The organism is Actinomarinicola tropica (assembly GCF_009650215.1).
Classification (GTDB): Bacteria; Actinomycetota; Acidimicrobiia; order Acidimicrobiales; family SKKL01; genus Actinomarinicola; species Actinomarinicola tropica.
Genome location: NZ_CP045851.1, coordinates 930,896 through 948,888, shown reverse-complemented (window position 1 = coordinate 948,888; position 17,993 = coordinate 930,896). Strand labels below are relative to the sequence as shown.

17 protein-coding genes are annotated in these 17,993 nt (G+C 73.7%); 9 read left to right on the top strand and 8 right to left on the bottom strand.

Translation table 11 applies throughout. From position 1 onward, the window contains the following. Nucleotides 1–6 precede the first annotated feature (6 nt). Both GH723_RS04750 and GH723_RS04745 read right to left on the bottom strand, forming a co-directional pair. Complete coding sequence (locus tag GH723_RS04750) at nt 7–1,554, bottom strand: AMP-binding protein (RefSeq protein WP_153758573.1); 1,548 nt, start codon at nt 1,552–1,554, stop codon at nt 7–9. 79 nt (nt 1,555–1,633) lie between these two features. After that, nucleotides 1,634–2,305 (bottom strand): adenylate/guanylate cyclase domain-containing protein, encoded by a 672-nt coding sequence (locus GH723_RS04745; protein ID WP_153758572.1) that lies wholly within the window; start codon nt 2,303–2,305, stop codon nt 1,634–1,636. 47 nt (nt 2,306–2,352) lie between these two features. Between GH723_RS04745 and GH723_RS04740 the strand changes: the two genes are divergently transcribed. The 3 genes from GH723_RS04740 to GH723_RS04730 are packed head-to-tail and all read left to right on the top strand — an operon-like array spanning nt 2,353 to nt 4,929. Then, on the top strand, nt 2,353–3,156 hold the full coding sequence (locus GH723_RS04740; RefSeq protein WP_153758571.1) for an SDR family NAD(P)-dependent oxidoreductase: 804 nt from the start codon (nt 2,353–2,355) through the stop codon (nt 3,154–3,156). A 7-nt stretch (nt 3,157–3,163) separates the two neighbouring features. Next, nucleotides 3,164–4,456 carry a 1-acyl-sn-glycerol-3-phosphate acyltransferase gene (locus GH723_RS04735; RefSeq protein ID WP_153758570.1) on the top strand — a complete coding sequence of 431 codons (1,293 nt, stop codon included), beginning with the start codon at nt 3,164–3,166 and terminating at the stop codon, nt 4,454–4,456. Then, entirely contained in the window at nt 4,453–4,929 is a 477-nt protein-coding gene (locus GH723_RS04730; RefSeq protein ID WP_153758569.1) for a hypothetical protein, read from the top strand. The genes GH723_RS04735 and GH723_RS04730 overlap by 4 nt, the downstream gene beginning before the upstream one ends. Nucleotides 4,930–4,976: 47 nt before the next feature. Here GH723_RS04730 and GH723_RS04725 read toward each other — a convergent pair whose 3' ends face one another. After that, the gene (locus GH723_RS04725) at nt 4,977–7,352 is read right to left on the bottom strand and encodes a glycoside hydrolase family 65 protein (RefSeq protein ID WP_153758568.1); all 2,376 of its coding nucleotides are present in this window, start codon (nt 7,350–7,352) and stop codon (nt 4,977–4,979) included. Then, nucleotides 7,349–8,098 carry an HAD family hydrolase gene (locus GH723_RS04720; RefSeq protein WP_195210529.1) on the bottom strand — a complete coding sequence of 250 codons (750 nt, stop codon included), beginning with the start codon at nt 8,096–8,098 and terminating at the stop codon, nt 7,349–7,351. Before GH723_RS04720 ends, GH723_RS04725 begins: the two co-directional genes overlap by 4 nt. A 109-nt stretch (nt 8,099–8,207) precedes the next feature. On the opposite strand from GH723_RS04720, the gene GH723_RS04715 reads away from it, so the two are divergent. Both GH723_RS04715 and GH723_RS04710 read left to right on the top strand, forming a co-directional pair. Beyond that, nucleotides 8,208–10,130 (top strand): flavin-containing monooxygenase, encoded by a 1,923-nt coding sequence (locus tag GH723_RS04715; RefSeq protein ID WP_153758567.1) that lies wholly within the window; start codon nt 8,208–8,210, stop codon nt 10,128–10,130. Continuing rightward, nucleotides 10,130–10,801: a TetR/AcrR family transcriptional regulator gene (locus GH723_RS04710; protein ID WP_153758566.1), complete on the top strand. Its 672-nt coding sequence runs from the start codon at nt 10,130–10,132 to the stop codon at nt 10,799–10,801. Before GH723_RS04715 ends, GH723_RS04710 begins: the two co-directional genes overlap by 1 nt. Here the strand turns inward: GH723_RS04710 and GH723_RS04705 are convergent. The 3 genes from GH723_RS04705 to GH723_RS04695 form a co-directional block, all read right to left on the bottom strand. Next, the gene (locus GH723_RS04705; RefSeq protein ID WP_229023065.1) at nt 10,770–11,798 is read right to left on the bottom strand and encodes a DNA glycosylase AlkZ-like family protein; all 1,029 of its coding nucleotides are present in this window, start codon (nt 11,796–11,798) and stop codon (nt 10,770–10,772) included. The genes GH723_RS04710 and GH723_RS04705 overlap by 32 nt on opposite strands. A gap of 173 nt (nt 11,799–11,971) precedes the next feature. Next, complete coding sequence (locus GH723_RS04700) at nt 11,972–13,159, bottom strand: EAL domain-containing protein (RefSeq protein ID WP_195210528.1); 1,188 nt, start codon at nt 13,157–13,159, stop codon at nt 11,972–11,974. An 84-nt stretch (nt 13,160–13,243) separates the two neighbouring features. Beyond that, nucleotides 13,244–14,203 carry a LysR family transcriptional regulator gene (locus tag GH723_RS04695; RefSeq protein WP_195210527.1) on the bottom strand — a complete coding sequence of 320 codons (960 nt, stop codon included), beginning with the start codon at nt 14,201–14,203 and terminating at the stop codon, nt 13,244–13,246. Between the two features lie 231 nt (nt 14,204–14,434). Between GH723_RS04695 and trxA the strand changes: the two genes are divergently transcribed. Further along, nucleotides 14,435–14,800 (top strand): thioredoxin, encoded by a 366-nt coding sequence (gene trxA, locus GH723_RS04690; RefSeq protein ID WP_153758563.1) that lies wholly within the window; start codon nt 14,435–14,437, stop codon nt 14,798–14,800. 58 nt (nt 14,801–14,858) lie between these two features. Next, complete coding sequence (locus GH723_RS04685) at nt 14,859–15,554, top strand: pyridoxamine 5'-phosphate oxidase family protein (RefSeq protein WP_153758562.1); 696 nt, start codon at nt 14,859–14,861, stop codon at nt 15,552–15,554. On the opposite strand, the gene GH723_RS04680 is transcribed toward GH723_RS04685, so the two are convergent. Next, the gene (locus GH723_RS04680) at nt 15,530–16,573 is read right to left on the bottom strand and encodes an MBL fold metallo-hydrolase (protein WP_153758561.1); all 1,044 of its coding nucleotides are present in this window, start codon (nt 16,571–16,573) and stop codon (nt 15,530–15,532) included. The genes GH723_RS04685 and GH723_RS04680 overlap by 25 nt on opposite strands. Nucleotides 16,574–16,619: 46 nt before the next feature. Here GH723_RS04680 and GH723_RS04675 point away from each other — a divergent pair, with 46 nt between their 5' ends. Next, nucleotides 16,620–17,282: an enoyl-CoA hydratase/isomerase family protein gene (locus GH723_RS04675; RefSeq protein WP_195210526.1), complete on the top strand. Its 663-nt coding sequence runs from the start codon at nt 16,620–16,622 to the stop codon at nt 17,280–17,282. An 84-nt stretch (nt 17,283–17,366) separates the two neighbouring features. After that, nucleotides 17,367–17,936, top strand: a complete 570-nt coding sequence (locus GH723_RS04670; protein WP_153758559.1) for a flavodoxin family protein — start codon at nt 17,367–17,369, stop codon at nt 17,934–17,936. Nucleotides 17,937–17,993: the final 57 nt, after the last annotated feature.

The following is a 17,993-nucleotide window of genomic DNA, read 5'->3' as shown; positions in this document are numbered from 1 at the left end:
GGAACGTCAGGCGGTGGCCGCGGCCCTGGCCTTGTACTCGTCGACGAGGATCCGCTTGTAGAGCTTGCCCGTGGGCAGGCGGGGCAGCTCGTCACGGAAGTCGACCGAGCGCGGGCACTTGTAGCCGGCGAGGTGCTCCCGGCAGTGGGCCATCAGCTCGCGCGCCAGCGCGTCGTCGGCGGCGGCCGGGTCCATCGGCTGCACGACCGCCTTCACCTCCTCGCCGAACTCCTCGTTCGGGATGCCGAAGACCGCCACGTCACCGACCGCGGGGTGCTGGATCAGCACGTCCTCGATCTCGCGCGGGTAGATGTTCACGCCGCCGGAGATGATCATGTGCGCCTTGCGGTCGGTGAGGTACAGCCACCCGTCCTCGTCGAGGTAGCCGACGTCGCCGAGCGTGCTCCAGCCGCGACCCTTCGGGTCCCGCGAGTCGCGCGTCTTCTCCGGGTCGTTGTGGTACTCGAACTCGCCGCCGCCGGAGAAGTAGATCGCCCCTTCCTCCCGGGGCCCGAGCTCCTCGCCGTCGGGGCCGACGATGTGGACCGCGCCGGCCCGCGCCCGTCCGACCGAGCCCGGGTGGGCGAGCCACTCCTCGCTCGTGATGCCCGTCGAGCCGTTGCCCTCGGTGCCCGCGTAGTACTCGTAGATGATCGGCCCCCACCACTCGATCATCTGCTGCTTCACCGGGACCGGGCAGGGGGCCGCGGCGTGGATGGCGCACTCGTGGCTCGACAGGTCGAAGGCGGTGCGCTCCTCCTCGCTGAGCCGCAGGAGGCGGACGAACATCGTGGGCACCCACTGGCTGTGGGTCACCCGGTGGCGCTCGATCAGCTCGAGGGCGTGCGGCGGGTCGAAGCGCTCCATGATGACGACGGTGCCGCCCACCCGGTGGACGTTGATGGAGAACGCCAGCGGGGCGGCGTGGTACATCGGGGCGGGCGAGAGGTACACCATCCCCTCGCGGAACCCGTAGATCGGCCCGAGGGCCAGCGTGCGGGGGTCGGGATCGCCGGGCGCGCCCTCGGGCAGCGCGCGCAGCACGCCCTTCGGCCGCCCGGTGGTGCCCGACGAGTAGAGCATCGTCGTCCCGTTGCTCTCGTCGTCGATCGGGGTTGTCGGCTGGCGCTCCACGGCCGACTCGTAGGCCTCGAACCCGTCGATCGCGCCGTCGACGGCGAGGCGGGTCCGGACGTCGGGCAGGTCGGACCAGTCGATGCCGGTGGCGACCTCGGCGAGGGCGCGCGACGTCACGAAGGCCCGGGCGCCGCAGTCGCCGAGGATGTAGGCGGTCTCCTCGGCGGTGAGGTGGCTGTTGATGGCGGTGATGTAGAGGCCCGAGCGGAGCGCGGCCCACACGACCTCCATGAACCGCGGCTGGTTCTCCATGAACAGCGCGACGTGGTCCCCGCGCTGAAGGCCTGCCGAGCGGAAGAGGTGGGCCAGCCGGTTGGAGCGCTCGTCGAGCTCGCGGTAGGTGATGACCTCGCCCGACCGGCCCATGATCACCGCGGCGCGGTCCGGCGCGGTCGCTGCGTGCGTTCCCGGGTACATCGTCTGCGCATCCCCCTTGGCGGTCGCCCCCCCGGCGTCCTTCGGGCGACCCTACCGCCGGTCGTTCGGCGGTGCCCGCTCAGCCGAGCAGCGTCGGGAGGGTGAGCCCGGGCGCGATCTCGAGGCGGCTGACGTCGACCTCGCCGATGCCACGCACCTCGGTGACCACCGGTGACGACACGACGACCCAGTCCGGCAGCTGGTCGACGCCGGTACCGGCGGCGAGCACCTCACCCGGTGCGGCCATGTCGCACAGTCGCGCTGCGAGGTTGACCGACGGGCCGACGTAGTCGTCGCCCTCGAAGAGGAGGACGGGTCCGATCGCCACCCCCCCGCGCATCGGCACCGGCGAGTCGGCCCACCGCGCCGCCAGCTCGACGCACGTGGCGACGGCTGGTCCGAGCTCGAGGCCGACGATCATCGCCCCGTCGCCGAGCCACTTGGCGACGCGCACGCCCCGCGACGCGGCCACGCGGCGCACGACGTCGCGGAACTCCGCCAGCTCGGTGGTGGCGGCGTGCGGGCCCTCGCGCTCGGTGAACGCAGTGAACCCCGACAGGTCGACGAACACGAAGACCCGGAGCACCAGTGGGAGGGAGAGGCGGGCGGCGACCTCGGCCGGCGGCTCGATGCCGGTGCCGACGCGGGCCGCCTGGGCCTCGTAGGACGGGGAGATGCCGAGCGGCAGCGCGGCGTCGTCGAGGACCCACGTCGTCGCGGTCGCCTCGGTGCGTCCTCCCCTCGCGTCCATCGCGTGGGAACCTACCGTGCGCCGCGACGATCGAGGAGGCAGCGGGGATGACGGGACGCATGACGGGGAAGCGGGCGCTCGTCGTCGGCGCCGGGCAGACGCCGGGCGAGACGATCGGCAACGGACGGGCCACCGCGCTGCGGTTCGCGCAGGAGGGCGCCGCGGTCGCGTGCGTCGACCGCGACGAGGCCTCCCTGCGGGAGACGGTCGAGATGATCGAGGCCGAGGGCGGCACGGCGCACGCCGTCGTCGCCGACATCGCGTCGATGGAGGCCTGTGCCCGCCTCGTCGCCGACGCCCGCGCCGCGCTGGGTGGCATCGACGTGCTGCACAACAACGTCGGCATCGGCGCCGGCGACAGCAGCCCCACCCGGCTCGACGAGGACGCCTTCGACCGGATCCTGCGCGTGAACCTCAAGGGCACGTGGATGACGTGCAAGCACGCCGTGCCGATCATGCGCGAGCAGGGCACGGGCGGGGCGATCGTCAACATCTCGTCCACCGCGGCGATCGCCGCCGCCGGCAACCTCACCGCCTACAAGGTCTCGAAGGCCGGCGTGAACGCGCTGACCCACGGGCTCGCGGTGTCGAACGCGCGCTTCCGCATCCGGGCCAACGCCATCATGCCGGGCTTCATGGACACGCCGATGGCCGTCGACGCCGCGGCGCGAGCCACGGGCGCCGACCGCGCCGAGGTCGCGGAGCGACGCGCCACGCAGGTGCCGATGGGCTACCAGGGCACCGCGTGGGACGTCGCCAACGCCGCGCTCTTCCTGGCGTCCGACGAGGCCCGCTACATCACCGGCGTGATGCTGCCGGTCGACGGCGGCCAGACCGCCCGGATCGGGTAGCCCCCCGGTGCGTCGACTGGTCGCGCTGGTGGCGCGCTTCGTCGTCGCCCTGCTGTTCCGCCGGTTCGAGGTGGCGGGCGCCGAGCGCCTGCCCCGGGGTCGACCCGTGCTGCTCGTCGCCAACCACTTCAACGGGTTCGTCGACCCGGTCGTCATCGCCGCGGCCCTCGGTCGCCTGCCGCGCTTCGTGGCCAAGGACGAGCTGCGGCGCATCCCGATCGCCGGCCGCGTGCTGCGGCTGGCGGGTGTGGTGTTCGTGCGGCGGCGCGACCCCGGCGCCGCGGCCGCTGCGGGCAACGAGGACGCGTTCGCCGAGTGCCACGCCGCGCTCGTCGACCGCGACGTCGTCGCGATCTTCCCCGAGGGCACCACGCACGACCGGCCGCACATGGACCCCTTGCGCACGGGCGCCGCCCGCATCGCGCTCGGTGCCCGCGCCGCGGGCGCCGACGAGCTCGTCGTCGTGCCGGTCGGCCTCACGTTCCCCGACAAGATCCCCCTGCGCTCGGCGGGGCTCGTCCTCGTCGGCGATCCGATCGCGGTCGACGACGTCGTCCCGGCCGGCGCCGGTGCCGACGACACCGACGCCGTGCGCCGCCTGACCACCACCATCGACGAGGCGCTGCGGGCGGTCATCCAGGACTTCCCCGACGTGGAGGCCGCGCTGACCCTCGAGGGGGCCGCCGAGGTGGCCCTGCGCGACGCCGACCTGCCGGAGCCGTCGCTGGCCGCACGGCACGCGCTGGCCCGACGCCTCGGTCGGGCGACGCCAGAGGCGCGGGCCCACGTCGCCGGCGAGCTGGGGCGCTACGCCACGGTGCTGCGCGGCCTGCGCATCACCGACGACGACCTCGTCCACCCGACGAGCCCGCGTCGCCTCGTCCGCTCGGCGGTCGCGATCGCCGCCCTCGTCGTCGTGCTCGGGTCGGTGGTCGCCGCCACCGCGCTGGTCAACGTCTGGCCCGCCCTCCTCGTCGGTCTGGCGAGCATGGCGGTGACGACCCCGGTCACCAAGGGCACGGTGCGCGTCCTCGTGGGGTTGATCGCCTTCCCCGCCGCGTGGATCACCGCAGGGGTCCTCACCGCCGACGGCCCGCTGCGGATCTCGCTCGTCGTCGTCACCGCGGCGGTCGGCGCCCTGGCTGCGGTGTGGCTCATCGAGCGGGCGCTGGCCCTCGGGCTGCTCGTCCTGCGGTGGCGGGCCCAGATCGAGCGGACCGCCTCGGCGAGCGTCGCGCTCGACGTGCGCCACGACGTGGTCGCGGCCGTCCGCGACGCGGTGCGGGAGGTGCCGGCGTGAGCCACGTGGCGGCCTCGGACTGCGAGCGGATCCGTGACGGCCGGGTCGCCCAACCCGCGAACACCGCGTCGAGCCTGGCGTTCGTGGTCGCGGGCGTCGAGATCCTCCGTCGCACCGGCCGGCACCGACGGTGGTGGTCGGCAGTCGCGGCGGCGTCGATCACCGCCGGGATCGGCAGCGTCGCCTACCACGGGCCCGGCGGGCGCATCGCCAAGGTCGTCCACGACGTCGGCGTCGACGCCCTCGCCCTGGCCCTCCCCGTGGCGGTCGCCGCCGACGGCGCCCCGGCGCGGATCTCGCCCCGCACCGTGGCGCTCGGGGCGGCCTCGGTCGCGGCGCACGTGCTCACCCGCACCGGCGCGCCGCTCTGCGACCCCGACGCCCGGGTGCAGGGGCACGCGGTCTTCCACGTGCTCGCCGCCAGCGCCGTCGCCTCGGCCGCTCGCGACCAGCTCGCCCGCCCTCCGGCCTGACCCTCACCGCCCCGAGCACCCGTCGATGGGGAGCCGAGCGGCGAGAGCTAGTGGATGGGGTCGGGGGCGTCGGCGCCGATGCCGAGGCGGTTGGCCTCCCGACCGCTGGGCGGCTCCACGGGCGGGACCGGCTCGGACGGGGTCCAGGTGACCTCGGTGGGCGCGTCGCAGGAGAGCTCGATGGGCTCGCCGTGGTGGCGGATGGTGACCGCCTCGCCGGCGCGCAGCGTGTAGCGGACCGTCTCCGGCGACAGCTCGACCTGGAGCTGGCGGCCCCGGTAGAGCATCCGGAAGCAGATCCGCTGGAGCTGGGGCGGCAGGCGGGGCGAGAAGGCGAGGGTCTCGCCGTCGTCGCGCATGCCGCCGAACCCGGCGACCACGGCCAGCCAGCTGCCGGCGAGCGAGGCGAGGTGCAGTCCCTCGGCCGTGTTGCTCGCCTGGTCCCGGAGGTCGACCAGCGCGGTCTCGCGCAGGTAGTCGTAGGCCATGTCGAGGTGCCCGACGTCGGCGGCGACGATGGCCTGGATGCACGCCGAGAGCGACGAGTCGCGCACGGTGATGCGCTCGTAGTACTCGAAGTCGCGCCGGCGCTGCTCCAGGGGGAACAGCTCGCCGAAGAGGTAGAGGGCGAAGACGAGGTCGGCCTGCTTCACGACCTGGCTGGAGTAGAGCAGGTAGTAGGGGTAGTGCAGGAGGAGCGGGTAGTGCTCCTCGGGGGTCGAGTCGAAGTCCCACCGCCGGTAGCGGGTGAACCCCTCCGACTGCGGCGTGATGCCGAGCTCCTCGTCGTAGGGGATGACGACGGCCCGCGCCGCACGCCGCCAGCGGGCGACCTCCTCGTCGTCGACGTCGAGCTCCGCCGCCCGGTCGGCGTGGCGATCGGCGGCGTCGGCGGCCGCCAGCAGGTTGCGGGCCGCCATCAGGTTCGTGAACGTGTTGTTGTCGGCGATGGCCGAGTACTCGTCGGGGCCGGTCACCCCGTCGATGCGGAAGTTGCCCTCGGCGTCGTGGTGGCCGAGGCCCGCCCAGAGGCGTGCCGTCTCGACGAGGAGCTCGAGGCCAGCGCCGGACTCGAACTCGCGGTCGTCGGTGGCGTGCACGTAGCGGCGCACGGCGTCGGCCACGTCGGCGTTGATGTGGAACGCCGCGGTGCCCGCCGGCCAGTAGCCCGAGCACTCCTCACCCCGGATCGTCCGCCACGGGAACGTCACGCCGGGGAGGCTCAGCTCCTCGGCCCGCTCCTTCGCGAGCGGCATGGCCTCGTGTCGCCACAGGAGGGCGTCGCGCGCGGCGTGCGGCAGCGTGTAGGTGAGCGCGGGGAGGGTGTAGGTCTCCATGTCCCAGAAGGTGTGGCCGTCGTAGCCGCGGCCGCTCAAGCCCTTGGCCGGGATGGCCCGCCGCTCGGCCCGGGCCGACGCCTGGATGACCTGGAAGAGGGCGAAGCGCACGGCCTGCTGGAGCTGCTCGTCGCCGACGATCTCGATGTCGGCGTGGTCCCACACCTCGTCGAGGTAGGCGCGCTGCTCGTCGAGGAGACCCTGCCAGCCGACCCGGCTCGCCGCCGCGACGGCGGCGTCGACCTGGTCGCGCAGCGCCGGCATCGAGCGCGATGCCGACCAGCCGTAGGCGAGGTACTTGGTGAGGGTGAGCGACTCGCCCTGCCGGAGCTCGGTGCTGAAGGTGACCCGTGCCAGGTCGTCCTCGACGTCGGTGGTGGTGATGACGCCGTTCGGCCCCTCGACCAGGTGGTCGAGCGCGGCGGCCATGCGCAGCCCGCTCTCCCGCGTGCTGTGCCCGAGGGACACCTCGGCCCCGTTGCTCGTGTGGTACTCGCAGACGAGCGGTGTCGCGAGGTCCTCGGCGGAGCGGGGGTCGTCCGACGTGGCGGGCAGCGGCTCGTTGGCGACGAGGCTCGACTGGAGGACGACGCGTGCCGGGCCGTCGAGCGCCCGCACCTCGTACTGGATGACGGCGATCGAGCGCTGGACGAACGACACGAGGCGGGTCGAGCGGACCTCGACGGTGCGACCCGCGGGCGAGGTCCACACGACGTCACGCTCGAGCGTGCCCGCCCGCATGTCGAGGGTGCGCACGTGGCGCTCGAGCGTGCCATAGCGCACGTCGAACGGCTCGTCGTCGACGAGCAGGCGCACGTGCTTGCCGTTGGTGACGTTGAGGAGCGTCTGGCCGAGCTCGGGATACCCGTAGCCGCCCTCGGCGTAGGGCAGGTCGACGGTCTCGAAGAAGCCGTTGAGGTAGGTGCCCGGCGTGTCGTGGGGCTCGCCCTCGTCGAGGTTGCCGCGCAGGCCGATGTGCCCGTTCGACAGGGCGAAGATCGACTCGGAGTGGCCGAGGCGCTCGAGGTCGAGCTCGGGCTCGATCAACCGCCACGGGTCGATCACGAACGCGCCTGGGTCGATCATCGGTCCTCCACCAGCTCGACGAGGTCGTCCACCACGAGATCGGCACCGGCGGCCGACAGTTCAGCCCTGTGACCTTCGCGGTCGACGCCGACCACCCAGCCGAAGCCCCCGGCCCGGCCGGCCTGGACGCCGGAGATGGCGTCCTCGAACACCGCGCAGCGCTCCGGGGGGACGCCGAGGCGCTCGGCGGCGGCGAGGAAGGTGTCGGGCGCGGGCTTGCCCGGCAGGCCCTCCTCGGCGGCGACGACGCCGTCGACGCGCACCTCGAAGAGGTGGTCGATGCCGGCGCTCGCGAGGACGGCGGCGCAGTTCTTGCTCGCGGACACGACCGCCCGGCGCAGCCCGGCGTCGCGCACCAGCTCCACCAGGCGCACCGAGGTGTCGTACACCTCGACGCCGCCGTGCTCGATGAGGTCGACGACGAGCACGTTCTTGCGGTTGCCGAGGCCGTGGACCGTCTCGAGCTCGGGGCCGTCGTCGGGGTCGCCCTCGGGCAGCTCGATGCCCCGCGAGGCGAGGAAGCCCCGCACGCCGTCCTGGCGGAGCTTGCCGTCGACGTAGCGCGTGTAGTCCGACGGGAGATGGAAGGGGACCGGCTCCTCGCCGCGCGCGGCGGCCCGCTCGCGCAGGTAGGCGTCGAACATCTCCTTCCAGGCCGCGGCGTGGACCTTGCCGGTCCTGGTGATGACGCCGTCGAGGTCGAAGAGGCACGCGTCGATGCCGGCGGGGATCAGCGCACGAGACACCGCAGCGACGCTAGCGGTCGCGGCCCGCCGCCCCGACGACCCGGGCGCTACTGTGACCAGTGGTCACATGACCACCGGTCATTCACCAGGGGATCCAGGGGGACGCACCATGCCCGACTTCGACGTCGATCTCGCGCACGCGGACGACGAGACGATCCGCGCGGCGGTGGCCGCAGCCGACATCCCGGCGCTCCTGCCGGCGCTCGCTGCGGCGACCGGCGACCTCGCGCTCGTGCCTCCCCACCTCCAACCGCACCCGACGGGCATGCTCGACCCGTCGTTCGGGCTGACGCCGGAGCAGCACGACGAGGCGCGCGAGCTCGCGGTCGGCGCCCTCTGCCGCCTGCGCGACGCCGAGGTGCCCCACGTACCGGTCCCCGATCTCGACCGGCTGCGCACGCTCCTCGGCTGGGCGGCGGGCGGCGCCGACGTCGAGCCCTACCTCGAGCTGCTCCGCGAGGAGCTCGGCATCGGGGACGACCTGCGCTGCCCGCAGTGGGACGCGGCGACGCTCGCCCCGGACCGCACGTTCCGCGTCGTGGTCGTCGGCGCCGGCATGTCCGGCCTCGCCGCCGCCCACCGCCTCCGCCAGGCCGGCGTCGAGGTCGTCGTCGTCGAGAAGAACAGCGACGTCGGCGGCACCTGGTTCGAGAACACGTACCCGGGCTGCCGCGTCGACGTGTCGAACCTCTTCTACTCCTACTCCTTCGCCCAGCGCGACGACTGGCCAGAGCACTACTCCAGCCAGACGGTCCTGCTCGACTACTTCCGACGCGTCGCCGACGAGCACGAGCTGCGGCCGCTCATCCGGTTCGACACCGAGGTCACCGCCATGGTGTTCGACGACGCGACCGCGTCCTGGCGGGTGGAGGTCCTCGGCCCGGACGGCGCGGAGGACGTCATCGACGCCGACGCGGTGGTCAGCGCCGTCGGTCAGCTCAACCGCCCGAACTTCCCCGACATCCCCGGCATGGACACGTTCGCGGGTCCGAGCTTCCACTCGGCGCGGTGGGACCGCTCGGTCGACCTCGCCGGCAAGAAGGTCGTCGTGATCGGCACCGGCGCCAGCGCCGGCCAGTTCATCCCGGCCATCGCGGAGGAGGTCGGGCACCTCACGATCCTGCAGCGCACCCCGGGCTGGTTCATCCCCTCGCCCAACTACACCCAGGCGATCGAACCGGCGGTCCGGTGGCTGCGGCGCGAGGTCCCGGGCTACACGCACTGGAGCCGCTTCTGGACCTTCTGGCGCAACGTCGAGGGCATGATGCCGCTCGCCACGGTCGACCCGGAGTGGGACGGCGGGGAGCGCTCGGTGAGCGAGGCCAACGACATGATGCGGCAACTGCTCACCGGCTACCTCGAGTCGGAGTTCGCCGACCGCCCCGACCTGCTGGAGAAGGTCGTCCCCCAGTACCCGCCGTTCTCGAAGCGCTTCATCCTCGACGACGGCGCGTGGGCCCGGACCCTCACCCGCGACGACGTCGACCTGGTGACCGAGCGCATCGCGGAGATCACGCCCGAGGGCGTCCGCACGGCCGACGGCACCCTGCACGAGGCGGACGTCATCATCTACGGCACGGGCTTCCGCGCCGCCGACTTCCTGATGCCGATGAAGGTCGTCGGCCGCGGCGGCCGCGACCTCCACGAGACGTGGGGTGGCGATGCCCGGGCCTACCTCGGCATCACGCTGCCCGGGTTCCCGAACCTGTTCCTGCTCTACGGGCCGAACACCAACATCGTCGTGAACGGCAGCATCATCTACTTCTCCGAGTGCGAGGTGCACTACGTGCTCGGGTGCGTGCGCGAGATGCTCACCCGCGGGATCCGGGCGATCGACCCCCGGCCCGAGGTGCACGACGCCTACAACGACCGGATCGACGCCGAGAACCTGAAGATGGCGTGGGGCGTCTCGTCGGTGAGCTCCTGGTACAAGAACGCCACGGGGCGCACCGCGCAGAACTGGCCGTTCAGCCTCCTCGAGTACTGGCAGCAGACCCGCGACCCGAACCTCGACGACTACGAGCTGCTCTGATGCCGACCCCGACCTGGGACCGCCTGCCGACCGAGCGGCGCGATGCGATCGTCGCGGCGGCCGAGGCCGAGTTCGCGTCGCGGGGCTTCTCCCGGGGCAGCCTCAACGTGATCGCTCGCGAGGCCGGCGTCGCCAAGGGGAGCCTCTTCCAGTACTTCGACGACAAGCTCGACCTGTTCGCCCACCTGAGCGACCTCGCGAGCATCCGCATCGGCGCGGCGATGGCGAAGCACAACGCGCCGCTGCCGTGGGCCGAGGACTACTGGGGCGCGCTCACCGACTCGCTGCTCGCGTGGATCGGCCACTTCCGCGACCACCCCGTCGACCTCGCCCTCACCGCGGCGGTGAACCTGGAGCTCGACACCGAGGTGCGGGTCGCGGTGCGCGAGGTGGTGAACCGCCACTACCTGCGTGGCCTCCAGCAGCTCATCGACTCCGGGGTCGAGACGGGCGCGGTCCGTGCCGACGCCGACCACGGCGCCTTCCTGGCCCAGCTCGTGCTCGTGATGCCGCACCTGGCCCTGGCCGCCAACATGCCCGGGCTCGATCCGGTGCTCGACCTCCACGAGGACCCGGACGCCGCCGTGGCTCGCGTGGTGGCGGTGTGGCGCGCGGCGTTCGGGACCTGGGCGGACGGCGTCACCCGGCCGGTACGACGTCCTTCAGCGTGAGCCCGCGGTGCGCGGCGAGACGCTCCGCCTGCGCCTCGACGCCCTCCTGGACCCGTCGTGTGACGCGCTCCCACATCTCGGTCCTCAGGGTGAGCCGGGACCCCTTGGTGGTCGGCCGCCACGAGCCGACGACGGCCCCGTCGACGACGACCGCGCCGGGACGGCCGATCACGGGCCACAGCGCGGCGCGCCGGTCGGAGTCGGCGACGAGGACCTCGCGGTCGCGGCACTGGAGGTAGGGATCGTACGGACCGAGGAGGCGCACGGCGGGTGCGTCAGGACGTGGCGGAGCCGCGACCAGGTCGAGGTCCTCGGCGAGGACGAAGCGGGGTTCGGCCCTGGCGGCCGGCTCGTCGGACAGCGCCACCTCCACCGCGTCGTCGGGCCAGTGCGCCCGCACCTCCTTCATCGGCGCGTCGAGGAACGTCGCGGCGTCCCGCACGCGCGCACCCGGGTAGGCGCGCAGGTGCCCACGGATGACGTCGAACCGCGGGTCGGCCTCACCGCCCAGCCGAGCGAACATCGGCGGGCGGAACCGAGGCTGGCGGCGCATCACCGGCGGTGACGTGCCGGGTTCGAGCACGAGCCCGGCCTGCAGCGCGGGGAGCCGGAACACCTGCTCGTAGAGGTGGGTGGCCCGGCACGGCCGGCACCACCGGAGGAACGGCTCGGGCAGCTCCTCGGCCAGCCGCGCCGACACCTCGCCCTTCACGATCGGACGGGCGACCGCCTCCCGCTCGTGGGCCGCCACCTCGGCCAGCGCCTCGAGCACCGGGATGCCCGCGGCCGTCAGCGGCCGGGAGCCGTCGAACACCCTCTTCGCAGCATCGGCCTCCGACAGCGGGGCGGTGGCCACCGCCACCTGCGCCAGGTCGGTCGCGCGGTAGGCGTGCGGCGCCCCTCGCAAGGTCCACGCCAGCACCAGGCCTGCGAGCCCCCCGGCGTGGCCCCGGAGCTCGAGCGCCCACGCCGCACCGTCGGTGCCGGTGTCCTGCACGCCGAGGTCGAGCAGCGCGGGGCCGTCGGCCGGCGCGGGCCCCCGGCTCCCGGTCGAGCTCGTGGCGGTGGAACCGGGCGGTCCTGACGTCGTCGATGGTCACCGTGCGCATGCCGTCACCTCCCGCCCGTCATGCTCCCCCGTCCCGCGGTCAGATCCTGGCCGCGTCGCGCTCACCCGCCTGCGATCGGGCACCGCCCCCGCCGGAGCAGCTCCTCTGCCTCGGCGGCGAGCACCGGGCGGGAGAAGAGGAAGCCCTGTCCCCGGGCGCACCCGAGCTCGACCAGCGTCCGGCGCTGCTCCTCGGTCTCGATGCCCTCGGCCACCGGGCTGCTGAGGCCGAGGCGCCCGGCCATCCCGATGACGGAGCCGGCGAGCGCACGCCCACGATCGCTGCCCTCGGCACCCAGGATGAACGAACGGTCGATCTTGAAGGCGTCGATCGGGAAGCGCATGAGGTTGCCGAGCGACGAGGTGCCGACGCCGAAGTCGTCGAGCGAGACGGTGGCACCGAGGCCCCGCAGCTCCTCGAGCCGGCACGCGATCCCCTCGGGATCGCTGACGAGGCCGGTCTCGGTGATCTCCAACACGAGGCAGGCCGGGGAGATGCCGCTCTCGGCCAGCACGTCCCGGATGGAGGCGACGATGTCGGGCTCGGCCAGGTGGTGGGCGGACAGGTTGACCGACAGCCGGAAGGCGCCGGGGATGAGCGACGCCTCGTGCCAGGCGGCCACCTGGGCGGCGGCCTGGGCGAGGATGCTGCGGTCGATGGCGTGGACGACGCCCGTGCGCTCGGCGTCGTCGATGAACGCCGCTGGGCCGAGGAGCTCCCCATCGGGTCGGCGCCACCGGGCCAGGGCCTCGACACCCTCGATCTCGCCCGTGCGCAGGTCGACGATCGGCTGGTAGGCGGGCACGATCTCGCCGTCGGCGACGGCGTCGAGCAGGTCGCTCGCGACCTGGTGGTCGCTGATCCGGCGACGCGCCGCCCCCACCGAGCGGCTGTGCAGCGAGGCGACCATCTGCCCGACGACGAGGAAGATCACGAGCCGGCTGCCCCAGTTGGCGACCGACTGCGCCTCGCCCTCGGCGACGTCGAGGGGGAGGATCGGTCCGCTGGCGAGGCCTGCGAGCACCGCGGCGATGAACGAGCCGCGCGCGCCGAACCGGGCGGCGGCGAGGACGACCGGCAGGTGGAAGAGCTGCGGCCCGACCGTCTGGGAGCCGCCGAGCGCGTAGGACACGCCCCACGACGCGACGACGAGCACGACGACGACGGACCACGTCACGGCGGCGTCGATGCGCGCGGTCCGCGCGATCAGCTCGTCCCCCCGGCGGAGCAACTCGCGCTGGTCGACCATCCCGTCCTCTTCCCGGCCGCTGCCCGTGGCGGCCTGGCGCCGAGGATACGAACTCGGTCGCCGCCGCGTCGGCATGCTGCGGGCTCAGGGGCGGGGCGGCACCACCCGGCCGAGGCGGCCGACGTCGGGACGGGTGGAGAGCAGGGCGTCACGGAGCGCGGCGGCGCCAGCCGTGAGGCCGTCGGACCGCCACGCGAGGGCGACCGCCGCCCAGCGGTCGTCGGCGGCGCGGCGGGCGACGATCCCGTCGAGCTGGATGCCGTCGCGCAGCGAGGCGCCGACGCCGACCCCGCGGCCGCTGGCGATGACGGCGAGCGCCGACTCGGGCGTCGCGTACGCCGGTCCCTCGATCGGGGGCGGGCGGTCCCGGAGGTCGTTGGCGCACCAGAAGTCGACGAACACCTGGTCGTCGGTGTCGGGTCGCACCCACGCCTCGTCGAAGAGGTCGGCGATCTGCACCTTGGGCTGGGTGGCGAGGCGGTGCGACGCGGGCACGAAGATGAGCCAGGGCAGCTCGACGAGCGGCTCCCACTCGATCTCGCGGTCGTCGAAGGGGGCGAAGACGAGGGCGAGGTCGACGGACCGGTCGCGCAGACCGGTCGACGGGTCGGCGAAGGTGCCCTCGACCAGGCGGATCGGTCCGACGCCGGCAGCCTGCTCGGCGGCATTGATCCAGGCCAGGACCTCGCGGTTCAGCGTGTGGGTCTGGAACCCCAGCGAGATCTCGCGGGTGCCCTGGCGGACGACCGCGCCCGCCGCCCGCCGGAACTCGTCGACGGCCTCGACGACGGCCACGGCCCGGTCGAGCAGCGCCTCGCCGGCATCGGTGAGCCACACCTGGCGCGTGGTGCGCTCGAGCAGGCGGGCCCCGATCCGGCGCTCGAGCTGGGCCACGTGCCGGCTGACCGTCGACGGGTCGACGTGCAGCTGCTCGGCGGCCCGACCGAAGCTGCCGGTGCGAGCGACGACGACGAAGGCCCGGAGCAGGGCGGCATCGGTGTTCAGCTGGTCGGCCTCCTCCGGCGATCGATGCAGGTCCTGCACGAATCGGGGACGATCCGCCTTGGTCCTGACGACGTGACGTGTTTCACTCCGTGGCGTCGATCGTACCCAGGGTGGTGGACAGCACCGGCTGACCACCCCGACCGGCTCGCGCGGGACCACGGCGGGGATCGGGTGCGGACGTCCACGGAGTGGGCGCCCGCACCCGCTCCCGGAATACCCCGGCGGGTACGGTGGTTGTGCGAGGTGTCCCCACGACAAGGAGCACCCCGCATGTCCACGATCGAGCTGACCGAGTCGACGTTCGCCGACACCATCAACGACAACGACATCGTCCTCGTCGACTGGTGGGCGTCGTGGTGCGGCCCCTGCCGCATGTTCGCCCCGATCTTCGAGGAGGCGGCGTCCACGCACGACGACATCGTGTTCGCCAAGGTCGACACCGAGGCCGAGCAGGCGCTGGCCGGCGCCGCGGGCATCCAGTCGATCCCCACGCTCATGGCGTTCCGCGAGAACGTCCTCGTCTTCTCCCAGCCCGGCGCGCTGCCGGGTCACGTCCTCGAGGACCTGATCGAGCAGATCCGGGGCCTCGACATGGAGAAGATCCACGCCGAGATCGCCGCGCAGGACGCCGGCTGACACCACGTCGGCGGAACCCGCTTGCCCCGCGCGCGGCGGACGGGGAGCATCCCCGACCATGTCCACGCCCACGCCGCCCGCCTCCGTCCGCTCCACCGTCCGTCGCCACCCCGAGCGAGGCGCGTACGACCGCGAGGCCGTGCACGCGGTGCTCGACGAGGGCCTGGTCGCCCACGTCGGGCTCACGGTGGAGGGCCAGCCCTTCGTCATCCCCATGGCCTACGGGCGCGACGGCGACCGGTTGCTGCTCCACGGCTCGGTCGCGTCACGCCTGATGCGGGGCCTCGCCGGGGGCGTGCCGGCGTGCGTCACGGTCACGCTGCTCGACGGGCTCGTGATGGCCCGCTCGGCGTTCCACCACTCGATGAACTACCGCTCGGTGGTCGCGCTCGGCACCGCGCGCCGCATCGACGACCCGGACGAGGCCGCGGCGGCGCTCGGCACGTTCGTCGAGCACCTCGTCCCCGGGCGCGGCGACGAGGTGCGCCCCTCGGCCCCGGTCGAGGTCCGCCAGACGACCGTGCTCGAGATGTCGATCGAGGAGGCGTCGCTGAAGGCGCGCACCGGCGGACCCGTCGACGACGAGGCCGACCTCGACCTGCCGGTCTGGGCCGGCGTGGTCCCCCTCGGCGTCGCCGTCGGCGAACCCATCAGCGCGCCCGACGCCGAGCACCTGCCGGTCTCTCCCTCCGTCCGGGCGTGGTCGCGCCCGGGACCGACCGAGTCGGTTCAGCCGACCGCCGAGAGCGTGTAGCGGGCGCCGACCGCGCTCGGGGCGTAGCTCGCCCCGAACGCGTCGGCCAACGCCACCTCGGCCCGCCAGCCGGTGCAGTGCCCGGGGGCGACGAGCGTCGGCGCGACCAGGTCGCGCAGGTCCCGCACGGTGTCGCCGATGCGGGGCTCCATCGCCGCGCCCGCGAGGTGGTAGCCGCCGAGGACGAGGTCGATCGGCTCGCCGGTGGCCTCCGCGGCGGCGAGGCAGGCGTTGACCACGCCGGCGTGAGAGCACGCGGAGAGCACCGTCGTCCCACGGCCGCGGACGACGGCCGCGAGGTACCGCTCGTCGAGGATGAGCGGGTCGTCGACGACCTCACCACCCCGGATCGTGCGGTGGCCGGGCAGGCCGGTCTCGTAGGCGGTGCGGCGCGGGATCTCCCCGCTGCCGAGGAAGAAGCCGCCGGCGAGCAGGTGGGCCTCGGCGTGGTTCTCCACCCGTCCGCCGGCCGATTCGAGCGCCGCCAGCGTGGGCTCGGGCGGCAGGAGGACCATCCGCCGGCCCGGTGCCCCGGTGCCACGCTGGTCGGGTCGATCCGGGTGGAGGTCGACGACGACAGGCGCGTCGAGGCCTGCGGCGGCGCGTGCAGTGCTGATGGCGCCGACGGCGTCGGGCAGCGCCCCGCTGTGGTCCCAGTGCCAGTGCGACAGGAAGACCGCCTCGACCGCCGCGAGGTCGAGGCCGAGGCGCTCGGCGTTGTCGACCCACACGTCCCCGTAGGGGCCGGCGTCGAAGAGGACGGTGTGCTCCTCGTCGCCGACGCGGCCGGTGGCGAGCACGGAGAAGCCGTGGCAGGCGACGCAGAGGTGGCCGAAGACCTCGACGCCCTCCTCCCCTGCCGGCAGCTCGACGGGCGCGCGGCGCAGGACGTGACCCACCACCTCGGGCAGCTCCGGCACGCCGTCGGCGACGCTCGACAGCGTGTCGGTGCCGTTGTCGACGACGACGGTGAGGACCAGCTCGTCGAGCGGTCGTGGGCGGCGCGGCGCCTCGTCCATGGTGAACCCTCCGTGTCGGCCCTCCGCCGTCGACCATGATGCTCGCATGATCCACACCGACGACATCGACGGCGTGCGCGTCGTCCGCATGGACCACGGGGAGAACCGCTTCGGCCCCGACTTCGTCCCTGCCCTGCTCGGGGCCCTGGAGGACGCCGCCGCCACCGGCGGTCCGCTCGTGCTCACCGGCACCGGGAAGTTCTTCTGCAACGGCCTCGACCTCGCCGCGTTCGAGGGGGCCGAGCGCGACGTCGTCCGTGGGGTGTTCGACGGCGTGCACCGCGTCCTCGCCGCGCTCCTGCGCCACCCCGGGCTCACCGTCGCGGCGATCAACGGCCACGCGTTCGGCGGCGGGGCGATCATGGCCGGCGCCTGCGACCTGCGGGTGATGCGCGCCGACCGGGGTTTCCTGTGCTTCCCGGAGGTCGACCTGCAGATGACGATGTCCCCGCAGTTCGACGCCGTCATCCGCGACGGCTACCCGCCGGCCGCGCTGCGTCGTGCGGTCCTGACCGGCGCTCGACTCGGCGGTCCTGAGGCGCTCGAGGCCGGGTTGGTCGACGCGGTGGCCGAGGGCGAGGACGCCGTCGTGCCCGCCGCCGTCGAGCTGGCCCGTCCTCACGTCGGCCAGCACGGTCCCACGGTGGCAGGGTTGCGCGTCCGGCTCGTCGAGCGCTCGCTCGCCGCGCTGGACGCCAGCGGCGACTGAACGGGGACGTTCGGCCCTGGTCGCTGCGCCACGGCGGGCCGACGATGGGGGTGGACCCAGTTGGCCGTCCGGGAGGTGGTCGCCATGCGCGCCCTCGTCGTCGTCGAGTCCATGTTCGGCAACACGATGGCGGTGGCCGATGCCATCGCCGCGGGGTTGCGCGATGCCCCGCCCCGCACGATGGAGGTCGACCTGCACCGGGTCGACCACGCACCGGTCCGGCTCGCCGACGATGTGGGGCTCCTCGTCGTCGGCGGGCCGACGCACGCGTTCGGGATGAGCCGGGCGTCGACGCGCAGCTCGGCCGCCGAGCAGTCGGGCAGCCCGACGACGACCGGCCTGGCTCGTGGGATGCGGGAGTGGCTCGACGAGCTGGAGGAGCCCGAGCGCGTCGTGTTCGCCACGACGTTCGACACGCGGGTCGAGCGGCCCCGGGTGCCGGGCTCGGCCGCCCGGCGGGCCGAGAAGCACCTGCGCCACATGGGCTTCCGGATCGTGCACGCGGCGACGACGTTCTGGGTGACGGGCACCGCGGGGCCGTTCGCCGACGGGGAGCTCGAGCGGGCCCGCCTGCACGGGCTGGAGCTCGGCCGCCGGGCGGCCGGACCGGGACGCCACCCCGGCGCCTCGGGCCGATGGCCCGTCGCGAGCTGAGCGCCGCGGTCCCTCGGACGAGACGGACGAGCTGGCGTGGACCGACCCCTCGTGTCG

Coding starts and splice junctions, on each gene's coding strand:
- GH723_RS04750 (WP_153758573.1), bottom strand. CDS start 1,554: ATGTACCCGGGAACGCACGCAGCGACCGCGCCGGACCGCGCCGCGGTG.
- GH723_RS04745 (WP_153758572.1), bottom strand. CDS start 2,305: ATGGACGCGAGGGGAGGACGCACCGAGGCGACCGCGACGACGTGGGTC.
- GH723_RS04740 (WP_153758571.1), top strand. CDS start 2,353: ATGACGGGACGCATGACGGGGAAGCGGGCGCTCGTCGTCGGCGCCGGG.
- GH723_RS04725 (WP_153758568.1), bottom strand. CDS start 7,352: ATGATCGACCCAGGCGCGTTCGTGATCGACCCGTGGCGGTTGATCGAG.
- GH723_RS04715 (WP_153758567.1), top strand. CDS start 8,208: ATGCCCGACTTCGACGTCGATCTCGCGCACGCGGACGACGAGACGATC.
- GH723_RS04710 (WP_153758566.1), top strand. CDS start 10,130: ATGCCGACCCCGACCTGGGACCGCCTGCCGACCGAGCGGCGCGATGCG.
- GH723_RS04700 (WP_195210528.1), bottom strand. CDS start 13,159: ATGGTCGACCAGCGCGAGTTGCTCCGCCGGGGGGACGAGCTGATCGCG.
- trxA (WP_153758563.1), top strand. CDS start 14,435: ATGTCCACGATCGAGCTGACCGAGTCGACGTTCGCCGACACCATCAAC.
- GH723_RS04685 (WP_153758562.1), top strand. CDS start 14,859: ATGTCCACGCCCACGCCGCCCGCCTCCGTCCGCTCCACCGTCCGTCGC.
- GH723_RS04680 (WP_153758561.1), bottom strand. CDS start 16,573: ATGGACGAGGCGCCGCGCCGCCCACGACCGCTCGACGAGCTGGTCCTC.
- GH723_RS04675 (WP_195210526.1), top strand. CDS start 16,620: ATGATCCACACCGACGACATCGACGGCGTGCGCGTCGTCCGCATGGAC.
- GH723_RS04670 (WP_153758559.1), top strand. CDS start 17,367: ATGCGCGCCCTCGTCGTCGTCGAGTCCATGTTCGGCAACACGATGGCG.